General features: G+C 30.0%; 22 protein-coding genes. 1 reads left to right on the top strand and 21 read right to left on the bottom strand.

Going from position 1 to position 19280, the window contains the following annotated elements:
• Positions 1-75 precede the first annotated feature (75 nt).
• Positions 76-1317: a peptidoglycan-binding protein gene (locus VN21_RS14775; protein ID WP_152650832.1), complete on the top strand. Its 1242-nt coding sequence runs from the start codon at positions 76-78 to the stop codon at positions 1315-1317.
• 127 nt (positions 1318-1444) lie between these two features.
• Here the strand turns inward: VN21_RS14775 and VN21_RS14770 are convergent, their stop codons facing one another.
• The 21 genes from VN21_RS14770 to VN21_RS14670 form a co-directional block, all read right to left on the bottom strand.
• Positions 1445-1918: a cupin domain-containing protein gene (locus tag VN21_RS14770; protein WP_046823932.1), complete on the bottom strand. Its 474-nt coding sequence runs from the start codon at positions 1916-1918 to the stop codon at positions 1445-1447.
• Position 1919: 1 nt separating this feature from the next.
• Positions 1920-3011, bottom strand: coding sequence for an ethanolamine utilization protein EutH (gene eutH, locus VN21_RS14765; protein ID WP_046823931.1), 1092 nt, complete (start codon positions 3009-3011; stop codon positions 1920-1922).
• Positions 3012-3013: 2 nt separating this feature from the next.
• Positions 3014-3571, bottom strand: coding sequence for a BMC domain-containing protein (locus VN21_RS14760; RefSeq protein WP_046823930.1), 558 nt, complete (start codon positions 3569-3571; stop codon positions 3014-3016).
• Complete coding sequence (locus VN21_RS14755; RefSeq protein ID WP_021429325.1) at positions 3564-3836, bottom strand: EutN/CcmL family microcompartment protein; 273 nt, start codon at positions 3834-3836, stop codon at positions 3564-3566. The genes VN21_RS14760 and VN21_RS14755 overlap by 8 nt, the downstream gene beginning before the upstream one ends.
• A 13-nt stretch (positions 3837-3849) precedes the next feature.
• Positions 3850-4530, bottom strand: coding sequence for a TIGR02536 family ethanolamine utilization protein (locus VN21_RS14750; protein WP_046823929.1), 681 nt, complete (start codon positions 4528-4530; stop codon positions 3850-3852).
• Positions 4531-4544: 14 nt separating this feature from the next.
• Positions 4545-5177 carry an ethanolamine utilization phosphate acetyltransferase EutD gene (gene eutD, locus VN21_RS14745; RefSeq protein ID WP_046823928.1) on the bottom strand — a complete coding sequence of 211 codons (633 nt, stop codon included), beginning with the start codon at positions 5175-5177 and terminating at the stop codon, positions 4545-4547.
• 12 nt (positions 5178-5189) lie between these two features.
• The gene (locus tag VN21_RS14740; RefSeq protein ID WP_046823927.1) at positions 5190-5948 is read right to left on the bottom strand and encodes an ethanolamine utilization cobalamin adenosyltransferase; all 759 of its coding nucleotides are present in this window, start codon (positions 5946-5948) and stop codon (positions 5190-5192) included.
• Between the two features lie 74 nt (positions 5949-6022).
• Positions 6023-6310 (bottom strand): ethanolamine utilization microcompartment protein EutM, encoded by a 288-nt coding sequence (gene eutM / locus VN21_RS14735; RefSeq protein ID WP_021429341.1) that lies wholly within the window; start codon positions 6308-6310, stop codon positions 6023-6025.
• Positions 6311-6370: 60 nt separating this feature from the next.
• On the bottom strand, positions 6371-7840 hold the full coding sequence (locus VN21_RS14730; RefSeq protein ID WP_046823926.1) for an acetaldehyde dehydrogenase (acetylating): 1470 nt from the start codon (positions 7838-7840) through the stop codon (positions 6371-6373).
• A gap of 2 nt (positions 7841-7842) precedes the next feature.
• Positions 7843-8415, bottom strand: coding sequence for a BMC domain-containing protein (locus VN21_RS19305; RefSeq protein WP_046823925.1), 573 nt, complete (start codon positions 8413-8415; stop codon positions 7843-7845).
• A 9-nt stretch (positions 8416-8424) separates the two neighbouring features.
• A complete protein-coding gene (eutL, locus tag VN21_RS14720) occupies positions 8425-9078 on the bottom strand; it encodes an ethanolamine utilization microcompartment protein EutL (protein WP_046823924.1) in 654 nt (217 codons plus the stop codon).
• A gap of 22 nt (positions 9079-9100) precedes the next feature.
• Positions 9101-9982: an ethanolamine ammonia-lyase subunit EutC gene (eutC, locus tag VN21_RS14715; RefSeq protein ID WP_046823923.1), complete on the bottom strand. Its 882-nt coding sequence runs from the start codon at positions 9980-9982 to the stop codon at positions 9101-9103.
• A gap of 11 nt (positions 9983-9993) precedes the next feature.
• Positions 9994-11358: an ethanolamine ammonia-lyase subunit EutB gene (locus VN21_RS14710; protein WP_021429282.1), complete on the bottom strand. Its 1365-nt coding sequence runs from the start codon at positions 11356-11358 to the stop codon at positions 9994-9996.
• A gap of 17 nt (positions 11359-11375) precedes the next feature.
• Positions 11376-12809: an ethanolamine ammonia-lyase reactivating factor EutA gene (eutA, locus tag VN21_RS14705; RefSeq protein WP_046823922.1), complete on the bottom strand. Its 1434-nt coding sequence runs from the start codon at positions 12807-12809 to the stop codon at positions 11376-11378.
• A 160-nt stretch (positions 12810-12969) separates the two neighbouring features.
• Positions 12970-14346 (bottom strand): histidine kinase N-terminal domain-containing protein, encoded by a 1377-nt coding sequence (locus VN21_RS14700; RefSeq protein ID WP_046823921.1) that lies wholly within the window; start codon positions 14344-14346, stop codon positions 12970-12972.
• 4 nt (positions 14347-14350) lie between these two features.
• A complete protein-coding gene (locus VN21_RS14695; protein WP_021429366.1) occupies positions 14351-14926 on the bottom strand; it encodes an ANTAR domain-containing response regulator in 576 nt (191 codons plus the stop codon).
• Positions 14927-14946: 20 nt separating this feature from the next.
• Entirely contained in the window at positions 14947-15372 is a 426-nt protein-coding gene (locus VN21_RS14690; RefSeq protein ID WP_046823920.1) for a EutP/PduV family microcompartment system protein, read from the bottom strand.
• A gap of 3 nt (positions 15373-15375) precedes the next feature.
• The gene (gene eutS, locus VN21_RS14685; RefSeq protein WP_021429273.1) at positions 15376-15726 is read right to left on the bottom strand and encodes an ethanolamine utilization microcompartment protein EutS; all 351 of its coding nucleotides are present in this window, start codon (positions 15724-15726) and stop codon (positions 15376-15378) included.
• 187 nt (positions 15727-15913) lie between these two features.
• Complete coding sequence (locus VN21_RS14680; protein WP_046823919.1) at positions 15914-17044, bottom strand: 1-propanol dehydrogenase PduQ; 1131 nt, start codon at positions 17042-17044, stop codon at positions 15914-15916.
• Between the two features lie 145 nt (positions 17045-17189).
• Complete coding sequence (locus tag VN21_RS14675; RefSeq protein ID WP_046823918.1) at positions 17190-18590, bottom strand: sensor histidine kinase; 1401 nt, start codon at positions 18588-18590, stop codon at positions 17190-17192.
• Positions 18577-19266 (bottom strand): response regulator transcription factor, encoded by a 690-nt coding sequence (locus tag VN21_RS14670; protein ID WP_084822209.1) that lies wholly within the window; start codon positions 19264-19266, stop codon positions 18577-18579. Before VN21_RS14670 ends, VN21_RS14675 begins: the two co-directional genes overlap by 14 nt.
• Between the last annotated feature and the right edge of the window lie 14 nt (positions 19267-19280).

Genomic DNA, 19280 nt, shown 5'->3' with positions numbered 1-19280 from the left:
TTAATAATACAACTGGTACACTTTAAATATTTTATACATACATATAAACTAATAGATTATTTAGGAGGGATTTTTTTGTATAAGGGATTATTGACGATTAAAGTGACTGATGAAATTACAAACTTCCCAATTGAAGGAGTTTCTATAAATATATGTGCAATTCCTAAAGAAGGAAGCACAAAAAGCAAATATATTTATAAAAATCTCATTACCAATTCATCCGGTATGATAAAAAAAATTTCATTAGATGCACCAAATTTTATTTACTCTCAAGTTCCTAATTCACCTAGGGCTTACAGTACGTATATACTAACAATATCTAAAGAAGGTTATCAAACAGTTGTAATACAAGGAGTTCAAATTCTTCCTCTTGTAGAAGCTATTCAAAATATTTCACTTTCAAAAATATCTGCTTTTACTACTAAAACTAAAAAAATTTATAAAATTAGTGATAACGTATTATACGGAAATTTTCAACCTAAAATACTTGAAGACGACTTAAAACCAATACCATTTGTTTTATCAAATGTTGTAGTTCCAGAATATATAATAGTTCATGATGGTATGCCAAGTGATAAAAATGCACCTAATTATTGGATCCCGTTTAGAGATTATATTAAAAACGTTGCAAGCTCTGAGATTTACGCTACATGGCCAACAGAAACAATATATGCAAATGTAGTAGCTATAGTTTCATTTACTTTAAATAGAGTTTATACTGAATGGTATAGAAATATGGGATATGATTTTACAATTACATCTACTACAGCATATGACCATAAATTTATATACAATAGAAATATTTTCGATACTATAAGTATCGTTGTTGATAATATATTTAATGTATATATTCAAAGACCAAAAGGAAATCCTCAACCCCTATTAGCTCAATACTGCGATGGAATTCAAACTCAATGCCCTGGTAAAATGACCCAATGGGGAAGTAAGTATCTAGGAGATCAAGGTTATAAGTTTGATGAAATTTTAAGATATTACTACGGCCAAGATATAGGACTTCAAGGTACGGATATGATAAAAGGAGTTCCTTCTTCATTCCCAGGATATACACTTACACTTTGGTCTACAGGCGAACCAGTTAGAACTATACAAAATCAATTAAATGCTATAGCCAATGCTTATCCTGCTTTACCTAAAGTTGATGTTGATGGTATTTACGGTCCAAAAACACAAGAAAGCGTTCGTAAATTCCAAGAAATATTTAGAATGAATCAAAGCGGAAACGTTGATTTTGCTACTTGGTATGCTATATCTAAAATTTATGTAGCAGTAACTAAAATAGCAGAGTTTGAAATATAAATTAAAATAGTAAAAACAAATAGTGAAAGTGGTAATAGAAGTTTTAGCGACCTTCAAAGCATCTTTCCAGCTTTGGAAGCAAAACTACTGTTACCACCTTCATAACTACAAAATTTTTAAACTTAGCTTAATTTTGTGAAGCCCAATCAGCAGGATAAGTTACATATATAAATCTAGCATAATCCTTAACTGAGAATTGTATACTACTACCTTTTGGTATTAATATTAACTCTCCTGCAGATGCTGATACCGTTTTTCCATTAATTATGATATCTAAAGTTCCTTCTATTACATAATCTACTTCGTCATAATCTAATGTCCAATCAAATGTAGTTTCTTTCATCTCCATTATTCCACATCCTAATCTAGGACTTTCTTCTAATGTAAATAAGTCTTTAGTATATACTACATCACTTGGATTTCCTGTATCTAATCTATTTGACTCATCAACTTTTACAGTTGGAAGTTTTATAGAAATTACTCCACTTTCATCTTTATCTCTTAGAAAGTCAACACTATTTTCACTTCCATTTATCTTTTCTTGTATTATTTGTCTTACTAACTGTTCTAACATAGATTTATCTAAATTCTTTATATCCATCTTAAGCATTCTCCTTTTTTAACATCTTGTTTGCTAATTTCATAGCTAAAATAACTGCAGTAATTCCTCCAACTAACTTAGCTACTATCATTGGTGCTATCATCTCAGCATTAAATCCAGCAGTAAATCCTAAATGATCTCCAAATACAAATGCCGCAGATACAGCAAATGCTACATTTATAATCTTACCTCTTTCATCCATATCTTTCATCATACCAAACATAGGTATGCAGTTAGCTAAACTTGCTACTAATCCAGCTGCTGCTATATCATTCATTCCTAAAAGTTTTCCTAAAGCCATAAGTGGTTTATTGAAAACTTTAGTTATAACAAATACTAATGGGAATGCTCCTGCTAAAACTATAGCTATATCTCCAACAATTTCTATTCCCTCGCTAATAGGGTTCATTCCTGGTATTACAACAATTCCAGTTAAAGCTTCAACTATTGCTGCTGCAAGTCCTAAAGTTATTACTATTACAACACCTTTACCAAAGTAAGTAAATCCTTTTATCATTGCACTTTCAAACTTTAATAATCCTAAAGCTATTATTGCTGCAAATATTATTATAGGAATTAAGTTTTTAATTATCATCATTACATCAAATCCTGCAACTAACCCTCCTATAAACGCTCCTATAGGTATAGTTATTATTCCTGCAAGAATTCCTGTTGCTAAGAATTTTTGATCTTCTTTATCTATTATTCCAAGTGCTACCGGTATTATAAATACTATAGTTGGTCCCATCATAGCTCCAACTATAAGTCCTCCAAACAATCCTGCGTTTGGATCTTTTGCAAGTTCCATTGCTAGGGGTGCTCCACCCATATCATTTGCTAATATAGAACCTGCAAACATAGCTGGGTCAGCTCCTAACATATCAAATACAGGAACTATAATAGGTCTTAATACATCTGCTAGTACTGGAGCTAAACATATTACCCCTACCATTGCAACTGCAAGTGATCCCATAGCAACAATACCTTCTTCAAATTGTTCACCTAACCCAAATTTATTGCCTATGCACTTATCTATAGCACCCAATACCATAAATGCTACCATTATATAGATTATAATTTCATTTATACTCATGGCTATCCTCTCCCTATTAAATGTTTTATTATTTTTTCATCTACATGAGGCATTACTAAAGCTTGTATCACATCTTTGTCCTTCAACTCTTTTTTACCTTCATCTATTCCGTAATTTACGCTACTTAAACTTCCACAAACTATATATACAAGTTTTCCACCTATTGCAAATGACAATTGAAGTTTAATTATGGTTGTATCGCTACTTTTTAATGTTTTGTCTAATGCTTTTAATCCTGCACATACTTTGCTAGTTTCCATAACCCCTATACAATTAACTTCATTTATAGGTTCATACTTGTTTTTTAATGCACCTATTATACTTTCGTGTACTGAGTTTATAACAAAACTATCTACGACAAACCCTTGTGATATACTAAGTCCATACTCAATAGCGGTATTAACTTCTCCTGTATCACCGCTTATAATTATTATAAACTTTCCAGGGCAAATACTTTTTAAGTATAATATATCAACATAAGATTTTTTGACCATTTCATTAGATACTTCAATTCCCTTTGCAATACTTCTAAACTCTATAGAGCCTATGCTTTTATTCATCATGTACCTCTAGTGAATCTACAACGCCAACTATAGTAGCATCAACTGGTATAGATCTATCCTCCAAAGATTCTCTAGCTCCAGATCCTCTTGTTACTAATACTAAATCTCCATTGCCTGCTCCTGCATTATCAGCTGCAACTAAAAATCCATCACAATATGAATCGTTATCTTTTAAAAGTTTTAAAACTAATAGTTTTTGTCCACATAATTTCTCATCTTTTCTTGTTGCCCAAACGTTTCCAACTACTTTTCCAATTTCCATAAGAATATCTCCTTTACTCTTTATCTACTTTTAAGTTGTGTATTCTTATAAAATCATTAGCTAGTGGGGTTACTAAACTTCTCTTCCCTAATAAAATTTTATCTATACCATTTATTTGAGGTTTTCTTAAATCAGATTCTGATATAAGTTTTTTACTTCTCAAATCAAGTGTATTCTCAGTTAAATTTACATTTACTTTAATTTCTGTATTGTCTTTTACATATTCCTCTTTGTAGTTAACCTTAGTTTCATTTAATATGCTTTTAGGGTTATTTATAATTTCTACTCCATAGCTCTTAATTTCTTTTTCAAAGTTTAAATATTTATTATATAAAGTCTTAGGTGCTGTTTGCTTGTACCTTTTATATTCAAGTCCATCTTCCATTACATAAACTTTTTTTCCGCTCATAATCATCTTTAATATAAAACGTTCTTCATCTGATACGCTATTTCCCATAGCTAAATTACAAAGCCCTCTCAAACAAAGCCTTGATATTACTAAAACATCACAATCTTTTATATCTTTGTTATAATTTAAAACTTTAAATTTATCATTTAAGAATTTATATTTTTCTTCATCTCTTTCCCTCATTAATACACACTTAGGAAGATCATTATTGTCTTTTATAGCTTGATTTTCAAGTTTTTTATATATTTCATCTACTATAAATTCTATAAGCTTATCATAATCCATACATATCACCTACCTTATAGATTATTTTTTATTATTCTAGCTAAACATCCTTTGCTAAATCCACATGCATTGGCTTCATCATAATCAATATGCATAAATGTCTCAAAGTTTTTGTTAACTCTTATAACAACATCATCAAATATTAATGGTCTTTTTCCAAATACCTTAACCTTTACAACTTCATTGTCAGAAACGTTGAACTTTTTAGCATCTTCTTCATTCATATGCACATGTCTTTTTGCTACCATAAGACCTTTTTCTAATTCAATGCTATCTTTTTCTGTGTATATTTTTATCCCTAATGTTCCGTTTAAATCTCCACTTTGCTTTATAGGGGCTTTTAATCCTAATTGAGAACAATCAGTTAAAGATACTTCAACTTGAGTTTGTGCTCTTTCTGGTCCAAGTACTATAACATTTTTAAATTCGCCTTTAGGTCCACTTATACAAACTCTTTCTTTACAAGCATATTGCCCTGGTTGAGATAAATCCTTTATCTTTGTAAGTTGATAACCTACTCCAAATAATTTATCTATATCCGCTCTACTTAAATGAATATGTCTTCCAGATGCTTCAACTTCTATAAACGCTTCTTTTTTTACTCTTTTTACAACTTCATCTACGATATTATCTAATGCTATATTCATGCTATCCTCCAACTATTTATATTTATTTGTTCTAATTTTATAGATCATAATCCAAAATACTGAGGATAATCGGTTTAAAGCTTTTATTAAATCTTCTCTTTCAACTTGTCCATATTCTCCTTTGAAAGCTTCATATGCAGCAAGTTCAACCTCTCTTGTTAGTGTTCTTATACTATTTATCTCAACTACCATTTCTCCCATTTCATAATTTGGAAACTCATGACCTATTCCAAAGTATTTTTTAGGATAATGAGATTGTTCTCTTAGTTCTTCAGGTGTCAATCCTAAAAGTTTAAATTCTTCTAATTTTTCTTCTAAAACTTCACATCTCATTATAGTTCTAACAAACACTAAAACTTCCTGAAGATCTTTTAGTAACTTTTTCATTTCATGCTTTTGACATAAAATCTGAGCTTGTAAAATTCTAGCTTCTAAGGAATCTACCTTACCTCTTAAAATAATTCTTTTATGATCTTTAAATACAAGTAAATTACCGTTTAAAGAAGTCATATGTTCAGGTTTTTCGTCTAAGTTAGCTCCAAATACAGTAACATACTTATATCTTTTTTCTTGTTTTACATCAGCTTTATCTTCACTAGTTTTATTTTTTTCTATTTCATCTAATGAGTTTACGTATTTTAAAGCTATATTTTTATCAGTTAAATACGATTTTGCTGAAGGAGTTATAATTTGTCCCTTTTCTATATAAAACTCTTTTACATCTGTATGTCCTATTTTTTTTCTTACTTCACTTTCTGTTAAAACACCCATATCCTCACAACTCCTATCGGATGTGTAAAAAGGGGTGTCTCAATTGAAACAACCCCTATTTACTTAAATTTTTATTACTTTTCGCTAACTTTTGGTAATATAGCGTCTACTTCAAAGTGTGGTCTTGGTATAACGTGTACTGATACTAATTCTCCTACTCTTTCAGCTGCAGCTGCTCCTGCATCTGTTGCAGCTTTAACAGCTCCAACATCTCCTCTTACCATTACTGTAACTAATCCTCCACCAACTTGCTCTTTTCCAACTAATTGAACGTTTGCTGCTTTAACCATTGCATCTGCTGCTTCTATTGCTCCTACTAATCCTTTAGTTTCTATCATTCCTAATGCATTTGCGTTTGCCATAATCTTATCCTCCAAAATTTTTATAGTTTATTTTAATTTTTTATTTAGTATACTTTTTAATTATCTTAATTCTTCAATTATTCTTTTCACTAAAATATTTATTAAATCTTCGTTATCACCTAAAGATATGTTTGCATTTGTATTTTGAGGTCTATCTCCTCTTATTTCTTCCATTTCTTTAACTCCATAAGCTACTTTTTTAATGTTTATTAAATCAAGTGGGCCTATATTGTTTGATGTTGAACTTCCACCTATAGCTCCACATCCTAATGTTAGAGCTGGAGTTAAGTTTGTTGAAGCTCCTATTCCTCCAAGAGTAGATGGAGTGTTTACTAAAACTCTAGATACTGGCATATGAAGAGCAAATATTTTTACTAGTTCTTCATTGTTAGCATGCATTGAGAATGTATGCCCAGCACCTTCATTTAATAGTATTTCTCTACATCTAGTTATTACAGAATCTATATTTTTTTCTACATAGAATGCAAGTATTGGTGTAAGCTTTTCTCTAGAGTAAGCTACATCCGGTCCTACTTTTGTTTCTCTTGCCACTAAAACTTTAGCTGTACTTGGTACATTGTTTAAATTTGCTAATTTACAAATAGTTTCAACACTTTTCCCAACTATTTGAGGATTCATAGTTCCATTAGCTCTCATTATGAATTTTGAAAGTTTTTGGCTTTCCTCTTCATTTAATAAGTAAGCTCCTTGATTTTTAAGTTCACTTACAACTTCATTTTCAATAGATTCTTCTATTACTATAGATTGTTCTGATGCACATATAGTTCCATTGTCAAATGTTTTAGAATCTATTATTCTTTTAATAGCTACCTTTATATCTGCACTTTTATCTATAAAGGCTGGTCCATTTCCAGGTCCAACTCCTATAGCTGGTGTTCCTGATGAGTATGCAGCTTTAACCATTGCTTCTCCACCTGTTGCAAGTATTAATGAAGTTAATTTATGCTTCATTAATTCACTTGTACCTTGTAAACTAGGTATTGTTATACATCCTATTGCATCTTTTGGGCATCCTGCATTAACTGCTGCATTTCTTATTATTTCTACAGTTTCAAGGATACACTTTTTAGCATTTGGATGTGGAGAAAATACTATAGCATTTCCACCTTTTAAAGCAATCATAGCTTTATATATTACAGTAGACGTTGGGTTAGTTGATGGTATAAGTCCAGCTACTACTCCAACCGGTGTTGCTATATCTATTGTTTTGTTTTCTCTATCTTCACCTATTATCCCAACTGTTTTTGTATCTTTTAAAGTTTCATAAACCATCTTAGATGCAAATACATTTTTAATTATTTTGTCTTCATATTTTCCAAATCCAGTTTCTTCATTAGCCATTTTAGCTAGCTTTTCAGCATTTTCAAATCCTGCATCTGCAATAGCTTTTACTATTTTATCTATTTGTTCTTGGTTCATAGATTCTAGTTTTTGCTGTGCAGCTTTAGCATTTTTCACAAGAGTTCTAACTTCTTGTATTGATACTAAATCTTTATCTAAAAGTGTCATTTTTACTCATCCTCTCTATAAAACTTATCTACTAAAGAAATTAATTCTTCTTTCTTTAAAGCATTTAATTCTTTATATGTCTTCTTTGATCCCAATGACTTAGCTAAGTTTTTAAGTTCTTTTACACTAAGATTTGATAAATTAGGTTTTTCTAACTCATCTTTCTTCTCATTGTGTTTTTCTACCTCTACACTATCTATTTCTATCTCTTCTTGAATATCTTCTACTTCTTTTATTTCAAATTCTTTTTCTACTTCTTTTTCTTCTATTTTATGTACAGTTTCTTCTTCTACACTTTTAATATATTCTTTTTTAAATAAAGCATCATGTACATCTGCATGTAATCTTGGTATAACATGTGTAGCTCTTAATACGCCTACTTTCTCAGCAGCATATTTAGCAGCTTCTACTGCTGACTTTACGGCTCCAACATCTCCACTTACTTCAATTGTAACTATGCCTTGTCCTACCTTTTGTATTCCAACAACTTCTACGCTTGCAGATTTTAAACAAACATCTAGAGCTTCTATCGCAGCAACATAACCAATTGTTTCAACTAATCCTAAAGCATTCATTATCTAACCTTAAAATCCTGTTGGGTTGTCTGCTACAGCTATAACAGCTTGTGCAAAAGCATCACACGCTGCCTTACAAGCTGACTGCGAACCTGTAAGAAGTGCTCCTGCAAAGTTTGTTTCTGTAGGTGGTTCAAATAACTCACATAAAGAAACGTCTGCTGCTTTAAGTGCTGCATCTAAAGCATACATTGCTTCAAGCGGAGGTGCTACTAGATAAGCTAACGCCTCTCCTTCTCTTATGTTTGCTACCTTTGAAAGGTAAGTTCCTGTTCTTGAAACACAGTGAGCATAATATGCTATTGAATCATCATCATTAGCACTTATAAAAGTTGCTCCATATTCCATAAAATCTAAAACTGCATTTAATCCACTTCTTACTTCTGCTGGACTTGGTCCTGCTATAATCCCGATTACTTCTCCAGCTAATTTTGTTGAAGCGTTTGCCGCTCCTGCATACATTGATTTTGCATAAACTACATCTACTTCAGCAGCTTTTGTTGCTTCATCAAGAGCAGTATATGTTACATCATCACAATCAGCTGTTATTAATCCTAAACTTTTATGATGTTGTTCTAAATTTAATTTTTTAGCCATTTCCAAACTTACATTTGAAATTATCTTTACTCCTAGGACATTAGGGCGTATTGCATCATTTTTCATAGTTTAACTCCTCCTATATAGATTACTTAAGATCTATTCCTGAAACTTTTTTCTCTAACATAGTTTTTATTAATTCTGCTATGTGTGCACCAGCCTCAACTGCTGTAGTTCCACCTTTGTGGATATTTGATATAACAGTTCTCTTAGCTTCTGCCATTCCTATATATGGTTTGTATGCAATGTATGCTGACATAGATTCTGCAGTTACAAGACCTGGTCTTTCTCCTACTAACATACATATAACTTCGCTTCCTAATTCTTCTCCTAGATGATCCATAGCTCCAACTCTACAATGTTTAACAAATAATATTTCACTAGAATCTATTCCATACATTTTTAAACCTTGCTTTATAGCTGGTACTATATCTTTTAAGTTAGCTTCTATTGCTGCTGAACTTAATCCATCTCCTGCCATTAATAATACTTTTTGATTAGTTCCAAACTTAGATTTTATTTTATCCATAGTTTCTTTTGAAAATCTTCTTCCAAGATCTGGTCTTGTGATATATTCATCTTTACTTTCACAAAGTGTTTCAACTTCGAATAAGTTATTTTCTTTTATAAATTCATCAGAAACATATGAGAAAACAGAGTCTTGTGCCGCAGCATGGTCTGCTCTAAATCTTAGTGCAGTAGCTGTTTTATATCTTGCTCCACATCTTCCAGTTCCTAATCTTGCAGGAGTTTTTGCTTTCATATCTAAGTAAGCATCTTTATCCTTTGGATTTTCAACTAATAATTGTTTCTTTATATCTACTGTTGTTATATCTTCTATAAATTCATCATTTCCATCTATTTGTGTAGTAACTTGCTTTGTTACCTCGTTTATTGAGTTTGCATCAATTTGTCCAACCATTTGGCCAACTAGTTGCTCTACTAATGTTTTTAAATCTTTTTCGTTCATAACTTAGCCCCCTATCCTAATAATATAGATCCATCTCCTGCTTTTTCTAATAACTTACCATCTTTACTAAATTCCATATTTTCTAACCAGCTGTCAAACTTCTTAATTGCTGTTAATCCAAACATTTCTCTAAGAGCAGCTGTTTCATGGTATCCTGTTGTTTGATAGTTAAGCATTACGTCATCTCCATGAGGTATTCCCATAAAGTATGTACATCCTGCTGCTGTTAATAAAATAGCTAAATTTTCTATATCATTTTGATCTGCTTTCATATGGTTTGTGTAACAAGCATCAACGCCCATTGGTAATCCACTTAATTTACCCATAAAGTGATCTTCAAGTCCCGCTCTTATAACTTCTTTTGCATCGTATAAGTATTCAGGCCCTATAAAACCAACAACTGTGTTTACTAAGAATGGATTAAATCTCTTTGCAAATCCATAACATCTAGCTTCCATAGTAACCTGATCTATTCCATGGTGAGCTTCTGATGAAAGTTCTGAACCTTGTCCTGTTTCAAAGTACATTACATTTGGTCCTGTGCAAGTTCCTTGTTTTAAAACTAATTGTCTTGCTTCTTCAATTGTTGCAGCATCAAATCCAAATGCCTCATTTCCCTTTTGAGAACCTGCAATTGATTGGAATATAAGGTCTGTTGGAGCACCTTTTCTAACAGCTTCCATTTGAGTAGTAACGTGTGCAAGTACACAAATTTGAGTAGGTATATCAAACTTTTGTTTTACTTCTTCAAATCTTTTTAAAACTTTAGTTACACTCTCAACTGAATCATCAACAGGGTTTAACCCAAGTACTGCATCTCCTATTCCATAAGTTAATCCTTCTAAAAGTGATGCTAATATTCCATCTGGATCATCTGTTGGATGGTTTGGTTGAAGTCTTGCCGATAAAGTTCCTGGTTCTCCTATTGTTGTGTTACAATGTGCTTTTACTATTATTTTTTTAGCAGCATAAACTAAATCCATATTAGACATTAATTTTGCAACTGCAGCTATCATTTCAGAAGTTAATCCTCTTGAAATTCTGCTTATATCATCACCTGTAGTGTTTGAATCTAGTAACCATTCCCTTAAGTCTGATACTGTCCAATCTTTTATTTCCTCATATATTTTTTCATTTAAGTCATCCATTATTATTCTTGTAACTTCATCTATTTCATAAGGTACCGCTGGGTTATTTTTTATATCTTCTAACTTTATATTAGATAAAACAACCTTAGCTGCAACTCTTTCTTCTGAAGAAGTAGCTGCAACGCCTGCTAACTTATCTCCTGATTTTTCTTCATTAGCCTTAGCCATTACATCGTATAACCCATTAAACTTATACGTATGTCCAAATAGTTTCGTTTGTAAAATCATTGACTTTCCTCCTTTTATTAGTTAAAAACCAGTGTCTTTATTACTACTGGTAATACTTGACCTTGTGCTATTGGCTTTCCAATATCTATATAATCTCCATTTTCAACTTTAACGCTATCTAGGCATATTAAATTCTTTTTAAAGTTCAATTTGGAATACATACTTTGACCTAAAACTTTAGCCATATCACATTCAACAATAACTATAAATTCTAAATCTCTATCGATTATTTCTTGCATTCCATCTACTAGTCCATCTGCATATGTTTGTATGTCTGAGAAACTAGGATTTGATTTACCTTCAATAGCAATTACAATATTTTGAAGATCATTTTCTAATTTAAACCAATTTAATTTATTTTTTATTGCTTTACTTATGTGTTGACTATCTCCTATTTCATCTTCCTTTGATAATTTTAAAACTGGTAAATTTTTAAGAGGAAAACTTTCGCTAGTGTATGTTATAGTGCTTCCACTAACCTCAGTTGTATGAGACCCTGCTCCTACAACAGTTGCTCTTATAGTTTCTATAGATCTTATAATTTTAAGATTTTTGAATTCTTCACAGTTTTTAATAGCTTGACCAAGTAAAATACCTATGTCTCCATATTTGAAGTAGTCATCAATTTCGCCATCATAATAAACATAATCTGCAACTCCACCAGAGAAAGATATACATTTTATATCTTCATCTAATTTAATATTTTTGTTGGTAACTATATAATCAAATAGTTCACTTTTAGGTCTTATGCCTACACTTTCAAGCAACAGTTTAACCATTATATCTATAACAGGCTTTAAATTTTCAACTGTAGCAATAGTTCCTAAATCTAAATTTAATTTGTTATTTTTTATAATCTCTTTGATTTTAGGTGATATATATATAATTTCTTTTGTTGACTTATCAATTTTTATAAGCCTTCCACCTATGTCTAAACATCCAGTGTCACAAACTTCGCCTCTTTTAAAAAGCGCTAAGTTTGTTGTTCCTCCTCCTATGTCTAGATTCACAACACTCGTTGAGTGCTCTTTTGAATATATATGTGCTCCTGCTCCTTTTCCAGAAATAATACTTTCTAAGTCAGGCCCAGCTGTTGCAACTACAAAGTCTCCTGCAAAACCACTTAATGAATGAAGTACATCATTTGCATTTTCTTTTCTAGCAGTTTCACCTGTTATAATAACTGCTCCAGTTTGTATATCTGATTTACAAATATTAGCTTTTTTGTACTCTAGTTCTACTAATTCTTTAATTTTATCTCTGTCAATTTCAGTGTTAGAAATAAGTGGAGTAAAATAAACTTCACTCTTGTAAATAATTTTTTTATCTACAATACTAATTCTTGGAACAGAAAAACTTGAAGCCATGTTTTCTACTATTAACTTTGAAAATATAAGTTGTGTAGTACTTGTTCCTATATCAATTCCAACACTTAATAACTCTTCTTTCATTTATTCACCTCCATACACAAAGTGTGTTTTAAACAAGCAAAGAGGCTTAAAGTTATAATAAGTTTAGGCATATATTTACCTAACTTATCAATAACCTTAAGCCCCTTTGCTTAATTAATACTACCACCTTGTAGATATAGTTATTAATACATATATTAAATTATTTTGGAATTTTAAAAATTATTTTTGTTCCTTTATCAGTAGATATTTTTTCAACATCCCCTTTTAGAACCTGTTTTATATAACTATCGATTATAAATGTCCCTAAATTAGTTTTTAATTTATCATCATTTTCAAATCCAATTCCATCATCAACGATAGCTATGATATTTTTATTTTCTTCTTCATTTACTAGTACTTGTATATTCCCACTATCTTTACCTTCAAAAGCATGATCATAGCAATTTTGAATAGCTTCATTTATAGCTAATAGCAATGCACTGGATTTTTCTCCATTTATTTTAAAATCTTCACCTGTAACATATATATTTATATTTTTATCATCACAATATCCGCCTTGGATATTGCTAATTAATAAATTTATAGCTTGTAAAATGCTTATACTATTATCCATTTGCTTTGATAGCAAGTGATGATTAGATAGTATTGCAAACACCCTGTTAGTTACATTGTCTAGACACATCTTAACTTCTTCGTTATCTGTTAGTCTACTCTGTTTTCTAAGCAAGGAAATTACTGTTTGAAGATTATTTTTTACTCTATGATGAGTTTCTTTAACTGCAATTGATTTAAAAACTAATTCAGCTTCTTTTTCTTTCAATTCAGTTATATCTTGTATTATTTGAATAACTCTAAGTTCTTCAGATTTTCTAACTATTGTTTTTACTTCAAAGAAGCTATAATTTATATTTACTTCTCGTACTTGTTCTATTTTATGACTACTTATAATATCAATAAATTTTTCACTTTCTAATGATATGTCATCATATTTAACATCTTCTAAATCTTTTTTCATGCCTATAGCTTCATATATCTTTGTAGTGTTTTTATTCTTAAATTTTAGATTTCCGTATTTATCAAACACAAGTATAGCAGCATTTAAATTATCAGTTATAAAACTGTTTTGCTTTATTAAGTTTATTAATTCTTTTGATTCTTTTTTATTTGTATCAAATTCGTCTTTTAACTCTTTGCTTATGTCTTTTTCTACAATCAACACTGCAATTGTTTTATCATTTAGTTCTATAGGTTGTATGCTTTGCCTCACAAGTTTATACTCTTGTGTCAAAGCTTTTATATCTTTTGAGGTAATTCCTGTTAGTAGCGTATTTATAACTCCTGGTTCATTTATACTCAAAGCTTTTTTTCCTACTACATTATTTTTGTAAATAGAATTATTTTTAGCTTTTCCATGAGCCACTACAATAGCCTCTTCTTGGTTTTTCGTTAATATGTCTATAAAGACATCGCTTTCATAAAAGTTAGCCATTAGATCTAAGGATTTTGAAATATCAATTACTTTGTCAATTTCTTCACTATTTAAGTTAGAATACTCTTGACATAACGCTTTTATCATATTATTATTCCTCGTAACCTATAATAATAGTTTTTGCAATTTCAAGCATAGAAGTTCTTTTATCCATACTAAGTTTTCTTATTCTTGTATATGCTTCTTCCTCATCAATTTCAAATTCTCTTATAAGTATCCCTTTGGCTCTTTCTACTAACTTCCTTTCAGTCAACTTATTGCTTATCTTATCGAGGTCTTTTTTCATCTTTTCAAATTCTCTTACTTTACCTATACACATTTCAATTGTTGGTATAAATATCTTCTCATTAATAGGTTTCACTAGATATCCAAAGGCACCTATTTCTTTTGCTTTTTTTAAATACTCATCCCCTTCAAAAGAAGTTGATAAAAGTATTCCTCCTGCTAAGTTATCTTTTGTTATTATCTTACCAGCTTTAAGTCCATCTAACATTGGCATATCTATATCCATTATAACTAAATCTGGATTATACTTTTTGCATGCTTCAACAGCTTCAAATCCATCACATGCTTCTCCAACAACATTATATCCTCTATCAGTTAGAATGTCTTTTATATCCATTCTGATTATTGGTTCATCATCGACTACCAATATATTTCCTTTCATATGTTGCCACCTCACTTTAGCTAACTTAAATATTCAAATAACTCTTCAATACCTATGCCTTTGATAGTATCTACTAAAAATATTTCATTAACACCTGCCATTTTAAGCTTTTCTTTTGCTAGCTCAATTTCATCTTTGTTTGCTATATCTATTTTTGTAATTATACCTATTACATTTTTAGCAAACATACTAGCAAATCCTGGTGCAATATATCCTTCACTTTGTGTAGGGTCGTATACTAATGCTATAGTTTTTGCATCTACAGCTGTAGTTATAAGTGCGCTATACAAACTTCTATTTTCAATATATTCTCCAGGTGTATCTATTGATTGATTGTATAATTCAACTGATTGAGTTTTATTATACTTTATTTCTAAATCATCAAGCTTTTGGCATAGTGTTGTCTTTCCACTACCTGTTTTACCCATAAATATTATATTTTTCATAATTTAAGTCCTCGTTATCTTTGTTGATGTAAAGTTTAACATATTTCCTAGCACTTCTACAACTTCATTAAGAGCTGATTCAACAGAACTTATATCTCCTGTGACAACTACAGATCCACTAAATCTATCTATAAATCCTAATTGTACACCTGATGCTTTTGTTGCTACATCTGCAGCTATAATCGATGCTTCACTTGGAGTTATTGTAAGTATGCCTATTGCATCTTTTTTATCTATTATAAGTCCTAATTTCTTGTATATATCTTCATTTGGATTCGCTATTACATGTGCTAATGTAACTTGTTTTCCAGGAACGTATTCCTGAATGACTCTGCTTTTAGTTTCTTCTGTCATTTTGAAACCTTCTTTCTTAAATCAAATAAAGCTCCTTAAAAATATATACTATCAATATATCTTTAAGAAGCTCCGTTGCTTTTTAATCAATTATCACGCCCTTGTGATAATTTAATTATAGATATACGTTTTCCACTTGTCAATATTTATTTCAAAATATTTAAAAAACCATTTTATTAAGTTTTTATTAAATTATTTGTTTTAATATGTCGATTATTCCCGAATCATTCGGAATTCTAGGGTTTGTCTTAGTGCATCCATCTTTTAAAGCAAGTTGAGCAATTTCTGGTAATAAATTTTCCACATCAACTTTATTCACTTTACAATCTGTTAACTTCATCGGCATATTCATATTTTTTTGCATTTTCTTAATCTCATTTACTAAATTTTTCACACCTAATCTAACATTAGAGCATTCCAGCCCTAACATTTTAGCTATTTGTGCATATTTTTTAGCAGTGTCTGAGTAAGACGCATTATTGTATCCTGAAATATTAGCATTATATTCTATAACATAAGGAAGTAATATTGAATTAGTTCTTCCATGAGGTATATGGAATTTTGCACCTACTATATGTGCTATTCCATGATTTAATCCTAATGACGCTTGATTGAACGCTAATCCTGCCATACATGATGCATTGTGCATTTTTTCTCTAGCCTCTAAATTTGATCCATCTTTATATGCATCAATTAAATATTCGTGTACAAGTTTTATTGCTTTTTCTGCTAATGCATCAGAAAAATCATTACTATCTGTTGATACATAAGCTTCTATAGCATGAGTTAATACATCCATACCAGTGTCTGCTGTTATGAAATTTGGAACCGTTTTTACTAGTTCCGGATCTAATATAGCTTTATTAGGTATTAAATCATCTGAAACAAGAGGGTATTTTGTACCTTTTTGTGCGTCTGTTATTACAGAAAAAGATGTTACTTCTGATCCCGTCCCACTAGTTGTAGGTATTGCAATAAACTCGATTTCATCTATCTTAAATATTTGTTTTGAAAAATCCATTATTGCCTTAGCTGCATCAATTGCTGATCCTCCACCTAATGCAATAATTATATCTGGAGAGTAATCTTTTATTTTTTCCATCCCTTTTACAACTATTTCGATTGGAGGATCTGGCACAATTTCACTAAATATATTACAATCATTTCCTTCTAGATTGATTAATATTTTGTCTATTGTTTTAGATTCAATCATAAATGGGTCTGTTATTATAAATATTTTTTTATTTGTTATATCTTTTAATGATTCTAAAGCTCCTATACCGCAGCTTATTTTTGTCTTTATTTCAAAGTTGTACATTTGTATTTCCCCTTTTCTTTTTTAAGTACAAAAAAGCTCCATAGATTAATCTATGGAGCTTCGTTGCTTCCTAATGCACCTCTTTGTGCTATTTTAAATATACTATATAAAATTTATCATTGTCAATAAATAAGTTATATTTTATTTACATAACTGGAAGCTTAATTACAAACTCGCTTCCTTTACCTAATTCACTATATACTAAAATATTTCCTCCATGCTCAGCTACTATAGCTTTTGATATAGCAAGTCCAACTCCTATACCTCCTGTGTCTTTAGACCTTGACTTGTCAACCCTATAAAATCTTTCAAATATATAGTTTAATTCATCTTCAGGTATTCCAATTCCATTGTCTTTTATAGATATATTTATGCTATCATCATAATTTTCTACTTTAATTAAAATGTTTCCTCCATAGTTTGTGTATTTTATTGCATTAACTAAAATATTGACTATAACTTGAGAAAATTTTTCTTTATCTACATATGCAAAAACTTTATTTAATTCATATTCAATTTTTATATTTTTTTCTAAAGCTTTTGATTCATAAGTATATGTTATATTTTTTATAAAATCACTTAAGTTAGTTTTAGTTTTATTCAACTCATTTAGCGAACTATCAAATGTAGATAAATTTTTAATTGAACCTATTAACTTTCCTAACCTTTGAACTTCTTCTCTTATACTTGTAAGCCTCTCTGGCGTTGGATCCCAAATTCCATCAATAATAGCATCTAAATGTCCTTGAATATTGGTTACAGGAGTCCTAAGTTCATGCGCTATATCAGTTGTTAACTGTTTTCTTAAAAGTTCTTGCTTGTTTAGTTCCTCAGCTAACATATCTATAGACTTTGTAAGTTCATTAACTTCTTTTATATTGCTTTTATAATTCAATCTATTTTTATAGTTTCCACTTCCTATAACTTTAGCAATTTTAGATACATTTTTTATAGGGTTGGAAATAGACTTTGAAATTATTACAGATATTATTATAACGCTTATTACAGCTACTATACTTATAAATATCATAAATTTATTCATAATATTTAAAAATTCAAGATCATCTTCCATGTAATAAATAGAATCATAATGTATTATCCTTTCATCCCCTACTAACTGCTTATCATCATATATGTCAAATTTATATTCTTTAAGTTTCCCATTCCAATTTTGATTAATACTTTTCATATTCTTTTTTATTGTATTCAATCTTTGATTTGATAATAGCTTTTCATCTTCAAAAACACTCCAAACCAATTTTCCATTTTTGTCATACACCTCTAGAGCTATCCCTTTTCTTATTGCATCTTCACCTAAAAGTTTTATGTTTTCTACATCCCATATATCGTTGTCATATACATTTTGTAAATCAAATACAAGGTGGTTTACCTCATCCTTATTATTTTCATCAACATATTTGCTGAAGACACTTTTGAATGACGAGTTTATGAATATAGAAATAATAATTGTTATTAAAGTAACTATAACTGAAAATGCTATTAAAATTTGACTATTTAGAGAAATATATTTTTTATTCTTCTTCAAATTTATATCCTACTCCATATACAGTTTTTATTATTTTGCAGTCTCTAGAATCAATCTCTATCTTTTGCCTTAAATTTTTTATATGACTATCTATAACCCTATCAAATTTTTCTAAATGGTCTTCTACTACATTTTCTAAAAGTTCTTCTCTGGTATATATTTTTTTAGGATTCGAGGCCATCACCAATAATAGTTTGTATTCTGTGTTAGTTAAAATAACACTTTTTCCCCTAACTTTCACTTCATGGTTTTTTGTATTTATTTCAATTTGATTTTTAAATTTTATATTTTCACTATTCTCTAACTCATGACTTCGTTTTAATACAGATTTTATTCTTAAAATTAATTCTTTCACATTAAATGGTTTGCATATATAATCATCACAACCTAATTCAAAACCTTCAATTCTATCATCGTCTTCTGTTTTTGCACTTAACATAATTATAGCTACATTCATCAATTTACAATTATTTCGTATATAATTACAAATTTCTTCGCCACTTATATCAGGTAACATCCTGTCTAATAAAACTATATCATACTGATTGTTGTCAAGATAATTGATAGCATCATTTCCATTGTATACTACATCAGTTTTATATCCTTCTTTATCTAAATAAGCTTTTACAAACTCACAAATCTTTTTTTCATCATCTACAAGTAGTATATTTATCATCGCCTACCCCATCT

This window comes from Paraclostridium benzoelyticum (assembly GCF_001006285.1).
GTDB classification, from domain to species: domain Bacteria; phylum Bacillota; class Clostridia; order Peptostreptococcales; family Peptostreptococcaceae; genus Paraclostridium; species Paraclostridium benzoelyticum.
Note: the sequence above shows the minus strand (reverse complement) of the source record. Positions and strands in the feature narration are given on the sequence as shown.

Bases quoted from the DNA above. Each gene is read 5' to 3' on its own strand.
- VN21_RS14770 (WP_046823932.1), bottom strand. From the start codon at position 1,918: ATGGATATAAAGAATTTAGATAAATCTATGTTAGAACAGTTAGTAAGA.
- eutH (WP_046823931.1), bottom strand. From the start codon at position 3,011: ATGAGTATAAATGAAATTATAATCTATATAATGGTAGCATTTATGGTA.
- VN21_RS14760 (WP_046823930.1), bottom strand. From the start codon at position 3,571: ATGAATAAAAGCATAGGCTCTATAGAGTTTAGAAGTATTGCAAAGGGA.
- VN21_RS14755 (WP_021429325.1), bottom strand. From the start codon at position 3,836: ATGGAAATTGGAAAAGTAGTTGGAAACGTTTGGGCAACAAGAAAAGAT.
- VN21_RS14750 (WP_046823929.1), bottom strand. From the start codon at position 4,530: ATGGATTATGATAAGCTTATAGAATTTATAGTAGATGAAATATATAAA.
- eutD (WP_046823928.1), bottom strand. From the start codon at position 5,177: ATGAATATAGCATTAGATAATATCGTAGATGAAGTTGTAAAAAGAGTA.
- VN21_RS14740 (WP_046823927.1), bottom strand. From the start codon at position 5,948: ATGGGTGTTTTAACAGAAAGTGAAGTAAGAAAAAAAATAGGACATACA.
- eutM (WP_021429341.1), bottom strand. From the start codon at position 6,310: ATGGCAAACGCAAATGCATTAGGAATGATAGAAACTAAAGGATTAGTA.
- VN21_RS14730 (WP_046823926.1), bottom strand. From the start codon at position 7,840: ATGACACTTTTAGATAAAGATTTAGTATCAATACAAGAAGTTAGAACT.
- VN21_RS19305 (WP_046823925.1), bottom strand. From the start codon at position 8,415: ATGAATGCTTTAGGATTAGTTGAAACAATTGGTTATGTTGCTGCGATA.
- eutL (WP_046823924.1), bottom strand. From the start codon at position 9,078: ATGAAAAATGATGCAATACGCCCTAATGTCCTAGGAGTAAAGATAATT.
- eutC (WP_046823923.1), bottom strand. From the start codon at position 9,982: ATGAACGAAAAAGATTTAAAAACATTAGTAGAGCAACTAGTTGGCCAA.
- VN21_RS14710 (WP_021429282.1), bottom strand. From the start codon at position 11,358: ATGATTTTACAAACGAAACTATTTGGACATACGTATAAGTTTAATGGG.
- eutA (WP_046823922.1), bottom strand. From the start codon at position 12,809: ATGAAAGAAGAGTTATTAAGTGTTGGAATTGATATAGGAACAAGTACT.
- VN21_RS14700 (WP_046823921.1), bottom strand. From the start codon at position 14,346: ATGATAAAAGCGTTATGTCAAGAGTATTCTAACTTAAATAGTGAAGAA.
- VN21_RS14695 (WP_021429366.1), bottom strand. From the start codon at position 14,926: ATGAAAGGAAATATATTGGTAGTCGATGATGAACCAATAATCAGAATG.
- VN21_RS14690 (WP_046823920.1), bottom strand. From the start codon at position 15,372: ATGAAAAATATAATATTTATGGGTAAAACAGGTAGTGGAAAGACAACA.
- eutS (WP_021429273.1), bottom strand. From the start codon at position 15,726: ATGACAGAAGAAACTAAAAGCAGAGTCATTCAGGAATACGTTCCTGGA.
- VN21_RS14680 (WP_046823919.1), bottom strand. From the start codon at position 17,044: ATGTACAACTTTGAAATAAAGACAAAAATAAGCTGCGGTATAGGAGCT.
- VN21_RS14670 (WP_084822209.1), bottom strand. From the start codon at position 19,266: ATGATAAATATACTACTTGTAGATGATGAAAAAAAGATTTGTGAGTTT.